General features: G+C 71.6%; 14 protein-coding genes. 7 read left to right on the top strand and 7 right to left on the bottom strand.

Annotated features, from left to right (window positions below; translation table 11 throughout):
* Nucleotides 1-82 precede the first annotated feature (82 nt).
* Nucleotides 83-763: a hypothetical protein gene (locus ACH4U7_RS08585; protein ID WP_398527504.1), complete on the bottom strand. Its 681-nt coding sequence runs from the start codon at nt 761-763 to the stop codon at nt 83-85.
* 261 nt (nt 764-1,024) lie between these two features.
* Here ACH4U7_RS08585 and ACH4U7_RS08580 point away from each other — a divergent pair, with 261 nt between their 5' ends.
* From ACH4U7_RS08580 to ACH4U7_RS08570, 3 genes are all read left to right on the top strand, one after another.
* Nucleotides 1,025-2,365 (top strand): GAF domain-containing protein, encoded by a 1,341-nt coding sequence (locus ACH4U7_RS08580; protein ID WP_398527226.1) that lies wholly within the window; start codon nt 1,025-1,027, stop codon nt 2,363-2,365.
* Between the two features lie 63 nt (nt 2,366-2,428).
* Nucleotides 2,429-3,952 carry an aldehyde dehydrogenase gene (gene adh / locus ACH4U7_RS08575; RefSeq protein WP_398527225.1) on the top strand — a complete coding sequence of 508 codons (1,524 nt, stop codon included), beginning with the start codon at nt 2,429-2,431 and terminating at the stop codon, nt 3,950-3,952.
* Complete coding sequence (locus ACH4U7_RS08570; RefSeq protein ID WP_398527224.1) at nt 3,952-4,329, top strand: DUF779 domain-containing protein; 378 nt, start codon at nt 3,952-3,954, stop codon at nt 4,327-4,329. The genes adh and ACH4U7_RS08570 overlap by 1 nt, the downstream gene beginning before the upstream one ends.
* Nucleotides 4,330-4,379: 50 nt before the next feature.
* Here the strand turns inward: ACH4U7_RS08570 and ACH4U7_RS08565 are convergent, their stop codons facing one another.
* From ACH4U7_RS08565 to ACH4U7_RS08545, 5 genes are all read right to left on the bottom strand, one after another.
* Complete coding sequence (locus tag ACH4U7_RS08565; protein ID WP_398527223.1) at nt 4,380-5,924, bottom strand: DUF4038 domain-containing protein; 1,545 nt, start codon at nt 5,922-5,924, stop codon at nt 4,380-4,382.
* 36 nt (nt 5,925-5,960) lie between these two features.
* Nucleotides 5,961-6,974, bottom strand: a complete 1,014-nt coding sequence (locus tag ACH4U7_RS08560; RefSeq protein WP_398527222.1) for a sugar-binding transcriptional regulator — start codon at nt 6,972-6,974, stop codon at nt 5,961-5,963.
* Between the two features lie 66 nt (nt 6,975-7,040).
* On the bottom strand, nt 7,041-8,540 hold the full coding sequence (locus ACH4U7_RS08555; protein ID WP_398527221.1) for an FGGY family carbohydrate kinase: 1,500 nt from the start codon (nt 8,538-8,540) through the stop codon (nt 7,041-7,043).
* The gene (locus ACH4U7_RS08550) at nt 8,537-9,523 is read right to left on the bottom strand and encodes a transketolase family protein (RefSeq protein ID WP_398527220.1); all 987 of its coding nucleotides are present in this window, start codon (nt 9,521-9,523) and stop codon (nt 8,537-8,539) included. The genes ACH4U7_RS08555 and ACH4U7_RS08550 overlap by 4 nt, the downstream gene beginning before the upstream one ends.
* Nucleotides 9,520-10,401, bottom strand: a complete 882-nt coding sequence (locus ACH4U7_RS08545) for a transketolase (protein WP_398527219.1) — start codon at nt 10,399-10,401, stop codon at nt 9,520-9,522. The genes ACH4U7_RS08550 and ACH4U7_RS08545 overlap by 4 nt, the downstream gene beginning before the upstream one ends.
* Nucleotides 10,402-10,624: 223 nt before the next feature.
* Here ACH4U7_RS08545 and ACH4U7_RS08540 point away from each other — a divergent pair, with 223 nt between their 5' ends.
* The 4 genes from ACH4U7_RS08540 (at nt 10,625) to ACH4U7_RS08525 (ending at nt 14,834) form a co-directional block, all read left to right on the top strand.
* The gene (locus ACH4U7_RS08540; RefSeq protein WP_398527218.1) at nt 10,625-11,614 is read left to right on the top strand and encodes a sugar phosphate isomerase/epimerase family protein; all 990 of its coding nucleotides are present in this window, start codon (nt 10,625-10,627) and stop codon (nt 11,612-11,614) included.
* 87 nt (nt 11,615-11,701) lie between these two features.
* A complete protein-coding gene (locus ACH4U7_RS08535; protein WP_398527217.1) occupies nt 11,702-13,003 on the top strand; it encodes an ABC transporter substrate-binding protein in 1,302 nt (433 codons plus the stop codon).
* The gene (locus tag ACH4U7_RS08530; protein WP_398527216.1) at nt 13,003-13,926 is read left to right on the top strand and encodes a carbohydrate ABC transporter permease; all 924 of its coding nucleotides are present in this window, start codon (nt 13,003-13,005) and stop codon (nt 13,924-13,926) included. Before ACH4U7_RS08535 ends, ACH4U7_RS08530 begins: the two co-directional genes overlap by 1 nt.
* Nucleotides 13,927-13,928: 2 nt before the next feature.
* Entirely contained in the window at nt 13,929-14,834 is a 906-nt protein-coding gene (locus tag ACH4U7_RS08525) for a carbohydrate ABC transporter permease (protein WP_398527215.1), read from the top strand.
* 30 nt (nt 14,835-14,864) lie between these two features.
* On the opposite strand, the gene ACH4U7_RS08520 is transcribed toward ACH4U7_RS08525, so the two are convergent.
* The gene (locus tag ACH4U7_RS08520) at nt 14,865-17,078 is read right to left on the bottom strand and encodes a putative bifunctional diguanylate cyclase/phosphodiesterase (protein WP_398527214.1); all 2,214 of its coding nucleotides are present in this window, start codon (nt 17,076-17,078) and stop codon (nt 14,865-14,867) included.
* Nucleotides 17,079-17,305: the final 227 nt, after the last annotated feature.

Below are 17,305 nucleotides of genomic sequence, written 5' to 3'. Positions count from 1 at the left end.
TCATCGCCTGCGGTCCTTCCTGGAGTCCGGACGGCCCTGCGGGCGGTCCGGTGATGTGGTGGGCCTGGTCGGCCGCCGTCCGTCACAGGACGGCGGCCCCAGGCGGTGGACCACGGGTGGCGATGACATGAGCGAGCAGCAGCAGCCGCAGCCGCTGAGGGCCGCCGTGCCGCACGGGGCGTACGCGGGGCCGCGCGGGCACGCGCGGGGCGCCGTACAGCAGGGTCAGCAGGGGTACGAAGAGACCGACGGCCAGGGTCCGCACCAGCCGGAACGCGGCCTGTTCGCCGCCGGAGAGCCACATTCCGCACAGCAGGGCGGCCAGCAGGTGCGCGGACCACATGCCGAGCGCGCCGTACCCCTGGCCCCCGGGCAGCGGCGCCGAGGCCATGGCGTCATGGGCGTGGGCCATGTGGTGGGCATGCCCGGACGGCATGGCCACCGACATGGACGGCATGGGCATGCGCATTGGCGCACCGGCACCGGCACCGGCACCGGCACCGGCCATGGAGTCCTGCGCGAGCATGAACGCGACGTGGAGCGCGGTCTGCGCCCCCACGGTCGCGGCGACGACCACCAACGGCCCTCGCTCGCGCCCTGTCAGGCACCAGGCCGCGCCGCAGGTGACCGGCAAGGCGGCGCCGATCACCCACCACGGGACGGCGGCTCCCGACATCAGAGCATGGCCGAGGGCCGCGAGCAGCACGCAGACCGCTGCGAACACCGCGGTTCGCAGCGCCCGCAGTACGAGGCCCGCTTCCATGACGTCCACATCGTCGCACCCGGCCCGTCCCTGGCGCCGCCAGGGGCGCGGAAGTTGAGCATGTTCGGCGCGGCCCCGGCAGGGGGCACCGCCCAGCGGTAGCTGGGGGCGAACCGAGCCTCAAAAAAGGGGCCGCCGTCCGGGCTCTTGCGGGCAGGCCCGCGCTCAGGAGAGTGTGAGGAATCGGGGCGGCCGGTGCCGCTCGGCTCTCCCGCGCCGCCCGAGGCTGATCTGACCGACCGTGACCTCGAGTGAGGACCTGTGGGCAATCCCTGGCTGGCGATGGCGTCGGGCGCGGATCCGGCGGAGCGCGTCCGCGCGGTGCGCCGCGCCCATGAGGCGTTTGTGACCGAGGGGGCGGTCTCGTCGGCCGTCCGCCCGGTGGTGGCGGACTCCTGGCGGCGTTCGGCCAGAGCGCGGGTGGACCAGGAGGGGCTGGCGCCGATCGACCTGGCGGACGCCGAGTTGGAGGCGTACCGCGCGGACCATCCGCTGGCCCGGGTGATGCCGCTGTTCCGCGAGCTGCTGGGCACCATCGCCCACGACGGCGCGCATCTGCTCGCGGTCTGTGACGAGCAGGGCCGCATGCTGTGGGTGGAGGGGCACACCGGCGTACGGCACGAGGCCGAGCGGATGAACTTCGTGGCGGGGGCGCGCTGGGACGAGCGGCACGCGGGCACCAACGCGCCGGGCACGGCGCTCACCGTGGACCACGCGGTGCAGATCTTCGCCGCCGAGCACTACCACCACGCGGTGCAGCCCTGGACCTGCGCGGCCGCCCCGGTGCACGATCCGCACACCGGGCGGCTGTTGGGCGCCGTCGACATCACTGGCGGCGACCATCTGGCGGCCCCGCACAGCCTGGCTCTGGTCCAGGCGACCGCGCGGGCCGCCGAGGCGCAGCTGGCGGCCGAGGCGCCGCGCGCGGCGGGCCCGCGGGTGCTGCTCACGGCGCTGGGGCGGGACGAGGCGCTGCTGCTGACCGAGGGGCGGCGGCTGCGGCTCGGGCCGCGGCACAGCGAGATCATGGTGCTGCTGGCCGCCCACCCGGAAGGCCTGAGCGGCGACCGGCTGGCCCTGGAGCTGTACGGGGAGCAGGCGGACCGGCGCTCCCCGGTCACCCTGCGCGCGGAGCTGTCGCGGCTGCGCCGCCTGGTGGGGCCGCTGCTGGGCTCGCGCCCCTACCGGCTGTGCGCGCCCGTGCGGGCCGATGTGGCGGCCGTGGCGGAGGAGCTGGCGGCGGGGAACGCGCATACGGCGGTGCGCGCGTACGCGGGGCCGCTGCTGCCGCTGTCGGAGGCGCCGGGGGTGTGCCGGATGCGCCGGATCCTGGAGGAGGACATCCGCCGCACCGTGTTGGCCTGCGGCGATCTGGAGTTGCTGCGGTGGTGGGCCCGTACGCCGTGGGGCGAGGAGGACCTGGAGGCCGGTGAGGCCCTGCTGGCGGCCCTTCCGGCGCACGCCCCGGGCCGTGCGTCGCTGCTGCCGCGGGTGCGGCGGCTGCGCGCGGCGTACGGGCTGACGGCCGACGGCGGCCCGTACGCCGACGCCCCCCGGGGGTCGGTGCGGCGCGCAACGTCCGTGCAACGTACCGGCCTCTAACCTCGCCGCCGACGTACCACCGACCAACACGGTCGGCTACGACGAACACTGGGAGGGCCGCCCATGCCTCGTTACGCAAGCCCGGGATCCGAGGGCTCGGTCGTCAGCTACCAGCCGCGCTACGACCACTGGATCGGCGGCGAGTACGTGCCGCCCAAGCAGGGCGGGTACTTCGAGAACCCGACCCCGGTCAACGGGCAGCCGTTCACCGAGATCGCCCGGGGCACCGCCGAGGACGTCGAGCGGGCCCTGGACGCCGCGCACGCGGCGGCCCCCGCCTGGGGCCGCACCTCGCCCGCCGAGCGCGCCTCGGTGCTGCTGAAGATCGCCGACCGTATGGAGGAGAATCTCGAAGCGCTCGCGGTCGCCGAGAGCTGGGAGAACGGCAAGCCGGTGCGCGAGACGCTGGCCGCCGACATCCCGCTGGCCATCGACCACTTCCGCTACTTCGCGGGGGCGATCCGGGCGCAGGAGGGCAGCCTCTCCGAGCTCGACGACGACACGGTCGCGTACCACTTCCATGAGCCGCTGGGCGTGGTGGCCCAGATCATCCCGTGGAACTTCCCGATCCTGATGGCCACCTGGAAGCTCGCCCCGGCGCTGGCCGCGGGCAACGCGGTGGTCCTGAAGCCCGCCGAGCAGACCCCGGCCTCCATCCACCTGTGGCTGAGCCTGGTCGCCGATCTGCTGCCGCCCGGCGTGCTCAACATCGTCAACGGCTTCGGCGTGGAGGCCGGAAAGCCGCTGGCCTCCAGCGCGCGCGTGGCCAAGGTCGCCTTCACCGGTGAGACCACCACCGGGCGGCTGATCATGCAGTACGCGAGCGAGCATCTGAAGCCGGTGACGCTGGAGCTCGGCGGCAAGAGCCCGAACATCTTCTTCGACGACGTCTCGGCCGAGAACGACGACTTCCTGGACAAGGCCCTGGAGGGGTTCACCATGTTCGCCCTCAACCAGGGCGAGGTGTGCACCTGTCCCTCGCGCGCCCTGGTGCAGCAGGGCCACTACCGGGACTTCATGGCCGCGGCCGTGGCCCGTACGGAGAAGATCACCCAGGGCCATCCGCTGGACACCGACACCATGCTGGGCGCCCAGGCCTCCAACGACCAGTTGGAGAAGATCCTGTCCTACCTGGACATCGGCCGTCAGGAGGGCGCCCGGGTGCTGACCGGGGGCGCCCGCGCGGACCTGGGCGGCGAGCTGGCGGGCGGCTACTACGTGGAGCCCACGGTCTTCGAGGGCGCCAACCATATGCGGGTCTTCCAGGAGGAGATCTTCGGGCCGGTGGTGGCCGTGGCCCCGTTCGCCGACTTCGACGACGCGATCAAGATCGCCAACGACACGCTGTACGGGCTGGGCGCGGGCGTATGGACCCGTAACGGCACGACCGCGTACCGCGCCGGGCGCGCCATCCAGGCGGGCCGGGTGTGGACCAACTGCTACCACGCCTACCCGGCGCATGCGGCGTTCGGCGGCTACAAGCAGTCCGGCATCGGCCGCGAGACCCACAAGATGATGCTGGACCACTATCAGCAGACGAAGAACCTGCTGGTCAGCTACTCCCCCAAGAAGCTCGGCTTCTTCTGATGGCCGACTCTGAGTGTGTCCGGGGTTCCCGGGTCGCGCTGACCCCTGCCGCGGCGGAGCTGATCCGGCGGCTGAGCGAGGCGCACGGCCCGCTGATGTTCCATCAGTCGGGCGGCTGCTGTGACGGCAGCGCGCCGATGTGCTATCCGCTGGGCGAGTTCCGTACCGGGGCGGCGGATGTGCTGCTCGGATCGCTGACGGTGGAGGGCGTCGCCGAGCCGGTCGGGTTCTGGATGTCGGCCGACCAGTTCGAGCGGTGGCGGCATACGCATCTGACGGTGGATGTGGTGCCGGGCCGGGGCAGCGGCTTCTCCCTGGAGGCCCCGGAGGGCGTCCGGTTTCTGATCCGCTCCCGGCTGCTCGACCCGCCGGGCTGACGAGGCCGCCGCCCGCGGCGGGGGCGGAACAAGCCCCCGCCGCCGGGCTCTCACCCGTCGTAGCAGATGTACACGCGAGGCGCCCCGCCCTCGTCCGGGATGGCCAGGTCGTCGGCGCCGCGCACGCCCTCGGCCACCGTTTCGCCGGTGCGGGGGTCGATCACCCGGTAGGAGCGCGGCACCGCCCCGGCGGTTGCGGGGACGAGCCGCAGCGGGCCGCCGTGCTCGCCGTAGCTGATGTAGAGGGTGCCGGCGCCGTCCGTCAGGCCCCTGGGCGCGAGGGCCAGTTCCCAGTCGGGGCGCAGGTCGGTGGTCGGCAGCCCGTCCAGGATGCGACCGACGAGGCCGACATAGCGCGAGCCCTCGAAGTCCAGCGCCTCCCGCCAGCCGCAGCCGGGGGCGAGGAAGTACGGATCGTGGTCCGGCTCCTCGGCGTGCAGCCGCCACTGCCAGAGGCTGCCCGCGCCGTAGACGACGCCCATGGTGCCGCCGGCGCACAGGTTGGACCACGCCTCGTGGCCCTGCCACCAGCCCGCGCCCTTGCCCGTGGCACCCGAATTCTCGTAGGTGGGCTCGCCGTTGGCGACACCCTTGACCGGCTCGTTGCGCCACATGTCGGCGACCCGCTCGGGGGCGTGTTCGCCGCGGTGTCCGGTCTGGCACCACTGGAAGTCGAGCCAGGCGGCGTCCTGGTGGGCGCCGTTGCGGGCGTGTGGCCGGTAGTGGATGCCGCAGGGCTGGCCGTAGGCGTCCCACTCCTCGATCTCCCGCCCGCCGGCCGCGATCTGCGGTTCCTCGCCCGAACCGTCCGCGCCCACCAGGTAGATCACCGGCCGCGCCCCGTAACGGGCCACCAGATAGCGGCAGTAGCGCGCGTACCCCTCCGGCGGGACCACCGTGCCCGCCACGGACCTGCCCTTCCAGCCGAACCCCTGGAAGACCGGCTGGAGCACGGGGACGATGCCTCGCTCGCCGAGGATCGCCACCAGCTTGTCCAGATACTGGAAGTAGGCCGGGTTCAGATGGTCCAGGTGTCCGTCCTTCAGGTCCTCGAAGCCGATGTCGAAGCCCTCGTCCGCGGTCCGGTCGCGGGGGCCGCGGGCGTGCATATCGGGCTGCACGCTCATCATCAGGACGGCGTTGAAGCCCTTCTCGGCGCGGTCGGCGGCATAGACGCGGACGTCGTCCTCCGTGGCCCGCCAGGGCAGTCCCCAGGCGGTGTCGGCGACCAGCAGCGCGGGCGCGCCGTCGGCGTGCACCAGGGAGCGCCCGCCCGGTGACATGCGCCAGAAGCCGTGGCTCAGGAAGCGGTCCGCCGACTCGGCGGGTACGAGGGTGAGTTCACCGGTGCGGCCGGTAAGTCCGGGGTCGTCGCCGCTGCTGTCGGTGCGCCAGCTCCAGCGCCCTTCGGAGAGCGGCGAGGCGAACCGTATCCGCCAGGTAGAGCCGCCGTCCCAGAAGGCGGGCCGGCGCAGGACGGTTCCGGTGGGCTCGTGGGTGAAGTCGGCCCACACCTGCACGTCGGTGTAGGGGTTGGCGTAGGTGTGTTCGGCGGTGAACGACAGCTCGGACTGCCGCCAGGCTTCGATGTTCATGGATGTGTCCTCATGTGTCCCGAGGGATCGGGGCGTTCAGGGCTCGTCGAGCAGTCGGCGGGCCGTGGTGATGTCAGTGACGAGCGCGGTGATCCAGCGGCCGCGCACCGCGCCGCGTACTGCGGTGTACTTGCGCTCCCCGCCGGCGACGGCGATGCGGCGCGGGACGATGCGCAGCTGGTCGGTGGAGACGCCGATCGTCCGCTCGCCCAGGCCGGCATCGACATGGACGCCGTTCTCGTCGAAGAAGCGCTGGCAGATGTCGCCCACGGCGCCGAGGCCGCGCAGCCGCGCGATCTCCGCCTCGGCGACCGCGTTGCCGCTGAGTCGCAGCAGGGGCGACGGCTGCAGGCTGCCGATGCCGACAAGGACGGCGGTCAGCTGCTGCCAGGCCTGGCTGACCTCCAGGACCGCCGGGTCGTGCAGCAGCGACAGGCGGGCCTCGGCGGAGCCGACGAGCCCGGGGGCCCGGACGAACAGCGGGGTGGCGCCGGTGAGTTCGGCCAGCCGCGCGGCGAGCCGGGTGGCCTGGACCTGGCCCTGGGGGTCGCCCATCCCGCCCATCAGCTGGACGACCTTGTCGGCACCCTGCATCTTGGCGGGCTGCATGGACTCGACGGCCGCGAGCAGGGTCTCGCTCCAGGTGGAGACGCCGATCAGATCGCCGGGGCGGAAGGCGGTCTCCAGGTAGCCGGCTGCGGCCGAGCCGAGGGCGCGCATCAGGGAGCGCGGGTGGTCCAGCAGGTCGTCGCCGTCGAGGATGACCACGTCGGTGAGGTGGTAGCGGTCGGCGAGCGCGTCCTCCAACTCGCTGTGGATGCCGGGCGGCGACACCACGATCGTGCGTACCACCCCCAGGTCCGCCGCTTGGCGCAGCAGCCGGGAGACACCGGCCTGGGACAGGCCGAGGGCCTTGGCGATCTCGGCCTGCCGCAACCCGCGTTCGTGGTACATGCGGGCCACGCGGACGATCAGCCTCAGCTTGTCGACGTCGGCATCGGCGGCCATGTTGATGCGGTGGCTGCTGGTGAGATCTGGACGCTGGGACACGTGACGCACCCTACTGATCTCCGAGGCGGACAGCGGGACTGATCTCCGAGGCGGACAGCGGGGCACTCATGGCGTACTCCAGGGTTCCCGGTCCGCCGTGCCCGGCCGCCGGGCCCGCGCCACCGCGTCGTGCCAGGCGAGGGCGCGGCGGGCGCGCTCCTCCGCGGACCGGCCCGGGCGGTGGACGTCCTCGCTGCGGGCGAGGCCCGCCAGCCGGCCCTTGGTGAACACCCCCAGCGCGCACCCGGCGAGGTGCGCGGCGCCCAGCGCGGACAGATCGCGGACGCGCGGACGCCGCACGATACGGCCCGAGGTGTCCGCCTGGAGCCGCATGAGCGTCGCGTTGTCGCTGGGACCGCCGTCGGCGAGCAGCGTGGTGACCCGCCCGGCGGCGGTGTCCAGGCCCGCCACCACGTCCTCCACCTGGAAGGCGATCGACTCCAGGGCGGCCCGGGCCAGTTCGGGCGGGCCCGCGCCGAAGGTGAGTCCGGAGATGAGGCCGGTGGCCTCGTTGTCCCACCAGGGGGCGGCGAGGCCGCCGAAGGCGGGGACCAGGTGGACGCCCGCGGAGTCGGGCGCGGCCAGCGCGGCGAGTTCGGCCTCGCCGGTGCGGAGCAGTTGTGCGAGCCAGCGCAGGGTGGCTCCGGAGGAGCGGATGTTGCCCTCCAGCGCATACGCGGGGGTGCCGTCGTCCCAGGCGAGGGTCAGGCACAGCGGGGAGCCCTCGGCGCGGTCGGGTCCCGCGATCAGCCCCATGACCGACGAACCGGTGCCGTAGGTGACCTTCACGCTGCCGGGCACAAAGACTCCGTGGCCGAACAGCGCGGCGTGCGAGTCGCCGAGGACGGACGCGACCGGGGTGCCGTCGGCCAGCGGCGAAAGGCCTCGTACTGCGGGGAAGGGGCCCGTCGACGCGGCGATCCTGGGCAGTGCTTCGCGCGGCACGCCGAAGGCGTCCAGCAGCCGCTGGTCCCAGTCGCGGGTACGGATGTCGAGGAGCTGGGTGCGCGCCGCGTTGCCGACCTCGACGACGTGCTCCGCTCCCTGGCCGAGGCGCCACAGCAGCCAGGAGTCGACGGTGCCCAGGCAGAGTTCGCCGCGCCGGGCACGGCCGCGGTCCGGGTCGTAACTGTCGAGCAGCCATTGGGCCTTGAGCGCGCTGAACATCGGGTCCAGGGGCAGTCCGGTCGCCTCACGGACGGGCTCGCCGAGGCCGTCGGCGAGCAGCGTGGCGCACCGGTCCGCCGTGCGGCGGTCCTGCCAGCCGAGCATCGGGCCGAGCGGGCGCCCGGTGGCGCGTTCCCAGAGCAGGCAGGACTCGCGCTGAGTGGCCAGGCCGACCCCGGCCACCCGCGCCGGGTCGTGTCCGGTCAGGCACTTCGCGACGGCCTCCGTGACGCTGTGCCAGATCTCCTCGGCGGACTGTTCCACCCAGCCGGGGCGCGGATGGGCGGTGGTGAGCGGGGCGGACGCCGAGGCGACGACGTCGCCCTCGCCGTCCACGAGCAGCGCCTTGGTCGCGGAGGTGCCCTGGTCGACGGCGAGGAGCAGCGGTCGGGGCGTCATGAGGCGGAGGCGGATCGGCGAAGGACCTCGCGGGCGGCGCGGTGGATGCCGTCGGCGGTGAGTCCGAAGTGTTCCAGGAGTTGGGCGGGGCTGCCGGTCGGTGCGAAGCCGGTGACGCCGAGCAGCCGCAGCGGTACAGGGCTGTGCTGGCCGGTGAGCGAGGCCACGGCGGCGCCCAGGCCCCCGCTGAGCGTGGCCTCCTCCGCCACGACCAGGCCCTTGGTCTCGGCGGCGGCCCGCCGGATCTCGGGCTCGTCGAGCGGGTCGACGAACGGGGTGTTGAGGACGCGGGCGGAGATGCCCTCGGCGGCCAGCCGCTCGGCGGCGATCAGGGCGCGGGAGACCAGGGTGCCGATGGCGACGAGCGTGATGTCGCCGCCCTCGCGGAGGACCTGGGCCCGTCCATAGGGGAATGAGGCGTCCTCGGGGGTCACATCGGGCACCTTGAACCGCGGGATGCGGATATAGCTGGGGCCGTCGTGGGCGTACGCCCAGCGCAGCGCGGCCCGGGTCTGGGCGCGGTCGGCGGGGACGACGACGGTCAGGTCGGCGATGGCGCGCAGCCAGGACAGGTCCTCGACGGAGTGGTGGGTGGGGCCGAGTTCGCCGTATGCCATGCCTGGGCTCTGGCCGCAGAGGATCACCTTGAGGCCGCTGTAGGCGCAGTCCGCCTTGATCTGCTCCAGGGCGCGTCCGGTGAGGAAGGGACCGGCGCCGGAGACGAAGGGGACGCGCCCGGCGTTGGCGAGGCCGGCTCCGACGCCGACCATGTTCTGCTCGGCGATCCCGACGTTGACCAGCCGGTCGGGGAACTCCTCGCGGAAGCCGACGAGGTTGCTGGAGCCGACGGAGTCGTTGCAGACGGCGACCACCCGGTCGTCCTCGCGGGCGAGGGCGGCCAGTTCCTCGGCGAAGGTCGTGCGGCAGTCGTACGTCGGCGCGTCGGCGAGCGCGGCGGCGAGGGGGGCGGTGGTCTCGGTCAACGGGTCAACTCCTCGATCGCGGCGCGCACCTGGGCCGGATCGGGCACCTTGTGGTGCCACTCCACTCGGTCCTCGATGAACGAGACGCCCTTGCCCTTGACGGTGTCGGCGATGACGGCGACGGGTTGTCCGGTGGTGGAGGGGGCGAAAGCGGCCAGCAGGGCGGCGTGGTCGTGGCCGTCCGTCTCACGCACCTCCCAGCCGAAGGCGGCGAACTTCTCCGCCAGCGGGTCGAGGCGGACCGTGTCCTCGGTTCGGGCCCCCTGCTGGAGCCGGTTGCGGTCGACGACGGCGTACAGCCGTGCCAGGCGCTGGTGTCCGCCGGTCATCGCGGCCTCCCAGTTGCTGCCCTCTTGCAGTTCGCCGTCGCCGAGGACGACGACCGTACGGGCGTGGTCGCCGCGCAGCCGGGCACCAAGGGCGCAGCCGATGGCGACCGGGAAGCCGTGGCCCAGGGGCCCGGTGTTGGTCTCGACGCCGGGGACCTCGCGGCGGTTGGGGTGGCCGTTGAGCGGGGAGTGCGGGGCCATGAAGGTGGCGAGCGCCGCCTCCGGGAAGTAGCCGCAGCGGGCGAGGGTGGCGTACAAGGCTGCGGCGCAGTGGCCCTTGCTGAGGATGAACCGGTCGCGGCCGGGGGCGTCCGGGTGTTCGGGGTCGACGTCGAGCACGGCGCCGAAGAGCGTCACGAGGATGTCGGTGACGGAGAGATCGCCGCCGATGTGCCCCATCCGGGCCCGGTCGATCATGCCGACGACCTTGAGGCGGACGTCGGCGGACATGGCCCGCAGCCGGCGCAGGGCCTCGGGGGGCTCCGCAATGCGGACGGCCTGCCTCAGTGCGCGGTGGTCGGCCGCGGCGGAGGGATCTGCGGTCAGCATATGAATATCCATTCAGGATCTGCTTTCTATGTGCACTGGATGATGAAGCGCCCTCCCGGACCACGTCAAGGGTGCACCGCAATTCGACTCACCATCCACTTCGTCCACTTTCATGTAGGTGATTTACGCAGCCGCAACACCCTTGACATGCGATCCGAGCCAGCTCTACGGTCCCGGTCACCAAGAACAACGGCACTTGAATAAATATTCAGAAGGAGTGGTCGTGACCCCCTTCCCGGCTCCGACTCCCCGCACCTTCACCGGCGGCATGTGGACCTTCGGCCGCATCATCGACCGCTACGCGACCGACGGATACGGCCCCACCGTGTCCACCCTGCGCACCATCGAGCTGGCCTCCGCCTCGGGGGAGTTGACCGGCCTCGACCTCAACTACCCCTTCGATGCGGGCGTGGCGGTCGACGACGTCAAGAAGTCCCTGGAGGAGCACAGGCTCTCCGCCGTCAACATCACCCCGGTCATCTACGACCGCGGTTTCCGCAGCGGCTCCTTCACCGCTGCCGACCCCGCCACCCGCGCCCGCGCCCTGGACCTCGCGCATGAGTCCGTCGAGGTCGCCCGCCAACTGAGCGCCCGCTACGTCAAGTTCTGGCCCGGGCAGGACGGCTACGACTACCCCTTCCAGGTCGACTACGCCACCCTGCGCCGCCATGCGGTCGAAGGCATCCGGGACGTCGCCCGCAACTTCCCCGAGGTCACCTTCGCCATCGAGTACAAGCTCAAGGAGCCCCGCAACCGGCTGTTCTGGTCCACGGCCGCCGCCAGCCTGCTCGCCATCGAGCAGATGGGCGTGGACAACGTCGGGCTGGTGGTCGACTTCGGCCACTCGCTGTTCGCCAAGGAGAACCCGGCCGAGGCCCTCACCCTGGCCCACTCCATGGGCCGCCTCGTCGACATCGAGCTCGACGACAACTACCGCGAGTGGGACGACGACCTCACCGCCGGCGCCCTGCACCTCGTGGAGACGCTTGAATTCATGCATGTGATCCGCGAGATCGGCTGGGAGAAGCCGCTCAAACTGGACCTCTTCCCCTACCGGGAGGACCCGGGCGACGCCGTCCGCGAATCGGTAGCCACCCTGCGCGCGCTCGAGGCCAAGGCCGCCGCGCTCCCCCTCGACGAGCTGCGCGCCGCCCAGGCCGCGCACGACGCGATGACCGTCCAACGGATCGTCCGCGCGGCACTGCTCGGCTGACGTACCTGTGCGCCGGACCGCTTCTCCGGCCGCCCTCCCTCACCCCGTACCCCGCGCCCCGCGTCTCCTCCCTGTTCGGAGATCACCATGCCCATACCCCGCTCCTTCTCCCGTCGGGGCTTCCTCGGCGGCACCGGCTCCGTCGCGCTCGCCGCGACCGGCCTCGGTTCGCTGACCGCCTGCGCCGGCACCGGCGGCGGTGCCGCCTCCGCCTCCAGCGACAAGCTGTCGATGTTCACCTACTTCGACGACGACAACGCCAAGCTGCTGAACTCGGCGCTGTCCGACTTCAAGAAGAAGGAGGGCATCACCGTCAAGCAGACCACGCTGCCGGGCAGCGGCGCCGCCCTCTTCACGGACAAGCTCCGCACCCAACTCCTGGGCTCCACTCCGCCGGACGCCTTCATGCTCTGGGGCGGCCAGATCGCCGCGCCTTTCGTCGAGTCCGGGCAGCTCGTGCCGCTCGACGACTACTACACGAAGTACAAGTGGGCCGACGAGCTGAACCCCTCCGCCCTGGGGGACATGACCTTCGACGGCAAGAAGTACGGCGTGCCGGCGCAGGTCGCCAATGTGGGCGCCTGGTACCGCACCGACCTGTTCGAGAAGGCCGGTGCCGAGGTGCCCAAGACCTACGCCGACCTGGAAAAGGCCTGCGCCAAGCTCAGGGCGAGCGGGGTCGTGCCGCTGGCCACCGCAGGCGTCTACGGCTGGGACGTGATGCGGCTGTTCGAGTACCTGCTGGAGACCACCGCGGGCCCGGATCTGCACGACAAGCTGCTGCTCGGCGAGGCCAGCTGGAAGAACTCCGCGGTCTACGACGCCTTCGGCCTGTTCAAGAAGTGGGTCGACAAGAAGTGGGTGCCCGACGGCTTCCTCGGCATCAAGCCCGACGACGCCGACAACTACCTCCTCAAGGGCACCGGCGCCTTCCTCATCACCGGTCAGTGGGAGGAGGTCGCCATCAACGCCTCCGGCAAGGACAAGTCGCTCTTCGACGTCTTCGTCCTGCCCACCGACCAGTCCAAGCTCCGCATGTCGGGCTGGACCGAAGGCTTCTTCATCGCCGAGGCCTCGCCCAACAAGGACAACACCGCCAAGCTCTACGACTTCCTCCTCACCCCGGGCGCGCAGCGGACGTTCGCCAGCTTCCGCACTCCGGTGAACGGCATCACCCCGGACGCGAAGACGTTCCCGCTCAACACCAAGTGGCTCGAATACGGCAAGAAGTACGAGCACTACACCATCCAGGACCAGGCGTTCCCCAAGGACGTCGCCGACAGCTACTTCGAGATCCAGAGCGATATCGCGCAGGGCAAGGCCTCCGCCCGCGAGGCCGGTGCGCGGATGCAGGACGCGGTGTCCACGTGGAAGAAGGGCGGCAGCTGATGGCCGCGGCCACCGCGGCCGGGGCGGCCGGGAAAACCCGGCCGCCCCGGCGCCGCCACCGCACCCGCGGGATCAGCGCGTGGGCGTACGCCGCGCCCGCCCTGCTGGTCTACCTCGCGTTCCTGGTCTATCCGACGTTCAACTCAATCGGCCTGAGCTTCACCGACTGGAACGGCATCCGGCCCTCGTACAACTGGGTCGGTCTCGACAACTACAAGAAGCTCGCCAACGATCCGGTGATCGGCACCGCCGTCCGCAACAATCTGCTGTGGACCGTCGTCACCATCGTCGTCCCGATGCTGCTCGGTCTGGTCCTCGCCCTCGCCCTCAACTCCCGGATGCTGCGCGGTCGCGCCTTCCTGCGCACCGTCTTCTACGCGCCCGCCGTCATCCCCCTCGTCTCCGTCGCCACCATCTGGGGCTGGCTCTACAACCCGAGCGAGGGCGCGGTCAACGCGGGCCTGGACACGATCGGGCTGCACTCCCTCACCCACGCCTGGCTCGGCGACGACTCCACCGCGCTGTGGGCCACGATGATCCCGGCGATCTGGGTGCGGGCAGGCTTCCCGATGCTGCTGTATCTGGCCGCACTCCAGGGCATCCCCAAGGAGCTGTACGAGTCGGCGAAGGTCGACGGCGCCGGCACCTGGCAGCGGTTCCGGTTCATCACCCTGCCCGGTCTGCGGCCGACGAACTACATCGTCCTCGCCCTGTCGCTGATCGAATCCTTCAAGGTGTTCGACATCATCTACGCCCTCACCTACGGCGGCCCCGGGCGTTCCACTCAAGTGCTGGGCACCTGGATGTACTTCAACGTCTTCCAGTACTACCAGGCGGGTTACGGCGCCGCGATCGCCGTCGTCATCACCCTGGTCGCCGTGTTCGTCGGCATTCCGTATGTGCTCTCCCAGACCAAGGACTAGCGATGGCCAGCCTCACCGCGCCCACCTCCGCCCGGCCGGCCGAGAAGCACCGGGCAGCCCCCGCCCCGGATTCCCCCGCGCGCCGGAAGCGCCGCGGCGGACTCGTCATGACGGCCGTCGTGGCCGTCGCGGCCTTCCTCTGGTTCTCACCGCTCATCGTGCTGCTGCTGACCGCCGTCCGCACCGCCTCCGACTTCGCGAGCCACGGCACGCTGGCCATGCCCCACGACTGGACCTTGTCCAACTTCGGCGACGCGTGGCGGATCGGCAAGTTCTCCACGACGTACCGCAACAGCCTGCTGATCACGGTCGTCAAGGTCCCGCTCGGCGTGCTGCTGTCCGCGCTGCTCGCCTACGCGCTGGCCAAACTGGAGCTGCGGTTCCGCCGGGCCGTGATGTTCTTCGTCTTCCTCGGCCTGACCGTCCCCATCTACATCGCGATCGTGCCGCTGTTCACCATGTTGCGCGACGCGGGGCTCACGGACAGCCTGTGGGGGCTGCTGCCGCCGTATCTGGCGTTCGGTCTGCCCTTCACCACGCTGGTGCTCCAGCAGTTCTTCCGGCGCATCCCGGACGAGCTGATCGAGGCGGCGCGGATGGACGGGGCCGGCAACTTCCGGATCTTCTGGCAGTTCGTCCTCCCGCTCTCGCTGCCCGCCCTGGTGACCGTCACCGTGCTGGACGCCGTCGCCACCTGGAACGAGCTGCTGATGTCGCTGATCATCCTCAGCTCCCCGGAAAAGTCGACGATCCCCCTGGGCATGCTGGGCTTCAGCGGGACGTTCACCACCAACTACACGGGGTTGAGCGCCGGCATCCTCATCGCCGTCGTGCCGATCCTCGTCCTCTACGCCTTGCTCCAGCGCTGGATCGTCGGCGGCCTCACGGCGGGGTCCGTCAAGGGCTGACCGCGAGCTGACGCGGGGCCGGCGCCCGCGTCAGCTCGCGTCGGCCAGGGCGAGGGTGTGCAGACGCTCGGGCGGACCGGGGCGGGCGTAGTACCAGCCCTGGGCGGTGTCGCAGCCCAGGCCCCGCAGACACTCGGCCTGGACCGCGGTCTCCACGCCCTCCACCGTCACCGCCAGATCGAGTGTGTGGGCGAGCGAGACGATGCCCTCCACGATCTTGACGTCGACCGGGTCGATCGGGGCCCGCTGCATGCCCCGGGTGAAGGAGCGGTCGAGTTTGAGCGTGGAGACCGGCAGCCGGCGCAGATACGAGAGGTTGGAGTAGCCGGTGCCGAAGTCGTCCAGGGCGATGTCCACGCCCAGGTCGGCGAGTTGGCGCAGCGGGCGCAGCGCGTCCTCGTCCACGTCGATCAGGTCGTTCTCCGTCACCTCCAGGCACAGCGCGCTCGGGCAAAGACCCGCGTCCTCCAGGACGGCCACGGTGTCGGAGACCAGGCTGGGGTGGCTCAGCTGGCAGGGCGAGAGGTTGACGTTGACCCGCAGCTGATCGCCGACACCGGCGCCGGCATCGGCGTCCCGCCAGTCGCGGGCCTGCCGGGCGGCCTGCTCCAGTACCCAGCGGCCGAGCGGCACGATCAGCCCGGTGTCCTCGGCGAGCGGGATGAACTGGTCGGGGCCGAGGACGCCGTGCTTGGGGTGGAGCCAGCGGACAAGCGCCTCGGCGCCGCGTACGGTGCCGTCGGCCAGCCGCACCAGGGGCTGGTACTCGATGAAGAACTCGCCCCGCTCCAGGGCGGCGGGCAGACCGTTGGTCAGGCTGTGGCGCGCGATGACCTGGGCGTTGGAGTCGGCGTCGGCGAGTTCGAAGCGGTTGCCGCCGGCCGCCTTGGCCCGGTACATCGTGATGTCCGCGCTGCGCAGCACCTCGGCCCGGCTGAGCTCGCCGGCCAGCCCGTCCACGACGCCGATGCTGGCGCGTACCAGCAGCTCACGGCCGTCGACGCGGACCGGCTCCGCCAGGGCGTCGAGCATCCGGCGGGCGAGCGCGGTGGCGTCCTGCTGGGCCGTGGGGCCGGTGACCAGGGCCAGGAACTCGTCGCCGCCCACGCGTGCCAGCAGCTCGCCGGGGGCGGCCGCGCAGTCCCGCAGCCGCTCGGCGACGGCCTTGAGCAGCCGGTCGCCCGCGATGTGCCCGAGGCTGTCGTTGACCGATTTGAAGCCGTCCAGGTCCAGGTAGCACACGCCGAAGCGCTCGGCGTCGGCCTCGCCGGCCAGCACCTTGTCCAGGCGCTCCAGGAACAGGGTGCGGTTGGGCAGCCCGGTCAGCTCGTCGTGGGTGGCCTCGTAGCGCAGCCGCTCGCGCAGCAGCCGGTGCTCGGTGATGTCCTCGGCGAGGGTGAGCTGGTACTGCGGGGCGCCGGTCGAGTCGCGGAGCAGGGTGACGGTGAGATTGGTCCACAGCACGCTGCCGTCGTCGCGGTAGTGGGGCTTCTCGATGCGGAAGTGCTCGCGCCGGCCGGTCACCAACTCGCGGTAGATCTCGTGGACTCCGGGCGCGTCGTCGGGGTGGACGAACTCGTTGACGTTGCGGCCGGGGCGGAAGAAGTCCATACCGCCGAACATCCGGGCCATGGCGTCGTTGACGACCAGGATCTCGCCGTCGAGGCCGCAGATCCCGACGCCGATGACCGCGCCTTCGAACACCGCCTGGAACTTGGCCTCGCTGGCGTGCAGCGCCTTCTCGGCCTCGGTGCGGGCGGCCTCGGCGGCGCGTGAGATGGCCTCGTGCTGATCGCGTTCGCGTTTTCTCAGCTCGCGGACGAAACCGGCGGCGAGGGCGTGCTGCAGCCGGGTGCAGCGGGCTCGCGCCTCGTCCTCCGCCGTGGTTCCGGCCATCGGCTCGGCCATCCGGTCGCCGGGCGGGCAGTGCGACACCAGATGGCCGTCGATCGCGCCCAGGATCGCCGGCAGCGCCTCGGGTTCGGTGCACTGCGCGCCCACCAGCGCGGCCCCGACCTCGTACGCCGGGGCGGTGTCGAAGGGCTGGGAGCCGAGGGCGTCGCTCAGCCGCCGGGCCAACGGCACCAGACGCACCTCGAATTCGGCACGGGTCAGCGTCGTCGCCGCCACCGGGTGGACGGCGCGGCTCCAGACCTCGGCGAACCGCCTGATCCGGGCGTCATCCGCCGCCGTGCTCTCCCCCGTGTCTCTCGGTCTCCGCCCGCCGCCCGGCCCGGAAGTCATATCGCGGGCCCCGCCGCGGTGCGGCCGCCATGAGCCGCCGCGTCCTCGCCTGCTCCGTCGTCTCCGTCGTCGCCCTTTGGCCGCCAGTACACGTCCTGCACTTCCTCGCCCTCTTCCGGCTTCCGGGGCCGCCCTCAGGGTCGTCCGCGTCCTCGGGGAAGTGGAGCATGACGAATAGCGGCAGGGCAACCCGCTGCTGAGCCGAGATTACTGATCAACCGTCCGTT

Source organism: Streptomyces sp. NPDC020845, assembly GCF_044334165.1.
In the GTDB taxonomy this organism is placed as follows: domain Bacteria; phylum Actinomycetota; class Actinomycetes; order Streptomycetales; family Streptomycetaceae; genus Streptomyces.
Note: the sequence above shows the minus strand (reverse complement) of the source record. Positions and strands in the feature narration are given on the sequence as shown.

What these genes read in the sequence shown, in the direction of transcription:
- ACH4U7_RS08585 (WP_398527504.1), bottom strand. Translation starts at nt 763, where the DNA reads ATGGAAGCGGGCCTCGTACTGCGGGCGCTGCGAACCGCGGTGTTCGCA.
- adh (WP_398527225.1), top strand. Translation starts at nt 2,429, where the DNA reads ATGCCTCGTTACGCAAGCCCGGGATCCGAGGGCTCGGTCGTCAGCTAC.
- ACH4U7_RS08570 (WP_398527224.1), top strand. Translation starts at nt 3,952, where the DNA reads ATGGCCGACTCTGAGTGTGTCCGGGGTTCCCGGGTCGCGCTGACCCCT.
- ACH4U7_RS08565 (WP_398527223.1), bottom strand. Translation starts at nt 5,924, where the DNA reads ATGAACATCGAAGCCTGGCGGCAGTCCGAGCTGTCGTTCACCGCCGAA.
- ACH4U7_RS08555 (WP_398527221.1), bottom strand. Translation starts at nt 8,540, where the DNA reads ATGACGCCCCGACCGCTGCTCCTCGCCGTCGACCAGGGCACCTCCGCG.
- ACH4U7_RS08545 (WP_398527219.1), bottom strand. Translation starts at nt 10,401, where the DNA reads ATGCTGACCGCAGATCCCTCCGCCGCGGCCGACCACCGCGCACTGAGG.
- ACH4U7_RS08535 (WP_398527217.1), top strand. Translation starts at nt 11,702, where the DNA reads ATGCCCATACCCCGCTCCTTCTCCCGTCGGGGCTTCCTCGGCGGCACC.
- ACH4U7_RS08530 (WP_398527216.1), top strand. Translation starts at nt 13,003, where the DNA reads ATGGCCGCGGCCACCGCGGCCGGGGCGGCCGGGAAAACCCGGCCGCCC.
- ACH4U7_RS08525 (WP_398527215.1), top strand. Translation starts at nt 13,929, where the DNA reads ATGGCCAGCCTCACCGCGCCCACCTCCGCCCGGCCGGCCGAGAAGCAC.
- ACH4U7_RS08520 (WP_398527214.1), bottom strand. Translation starts at nt 17,078, where the DNA reads ATGACTTCCGGGCCGGGCGGCGGGCGGAGACCGAGAGACACGGGGGAG.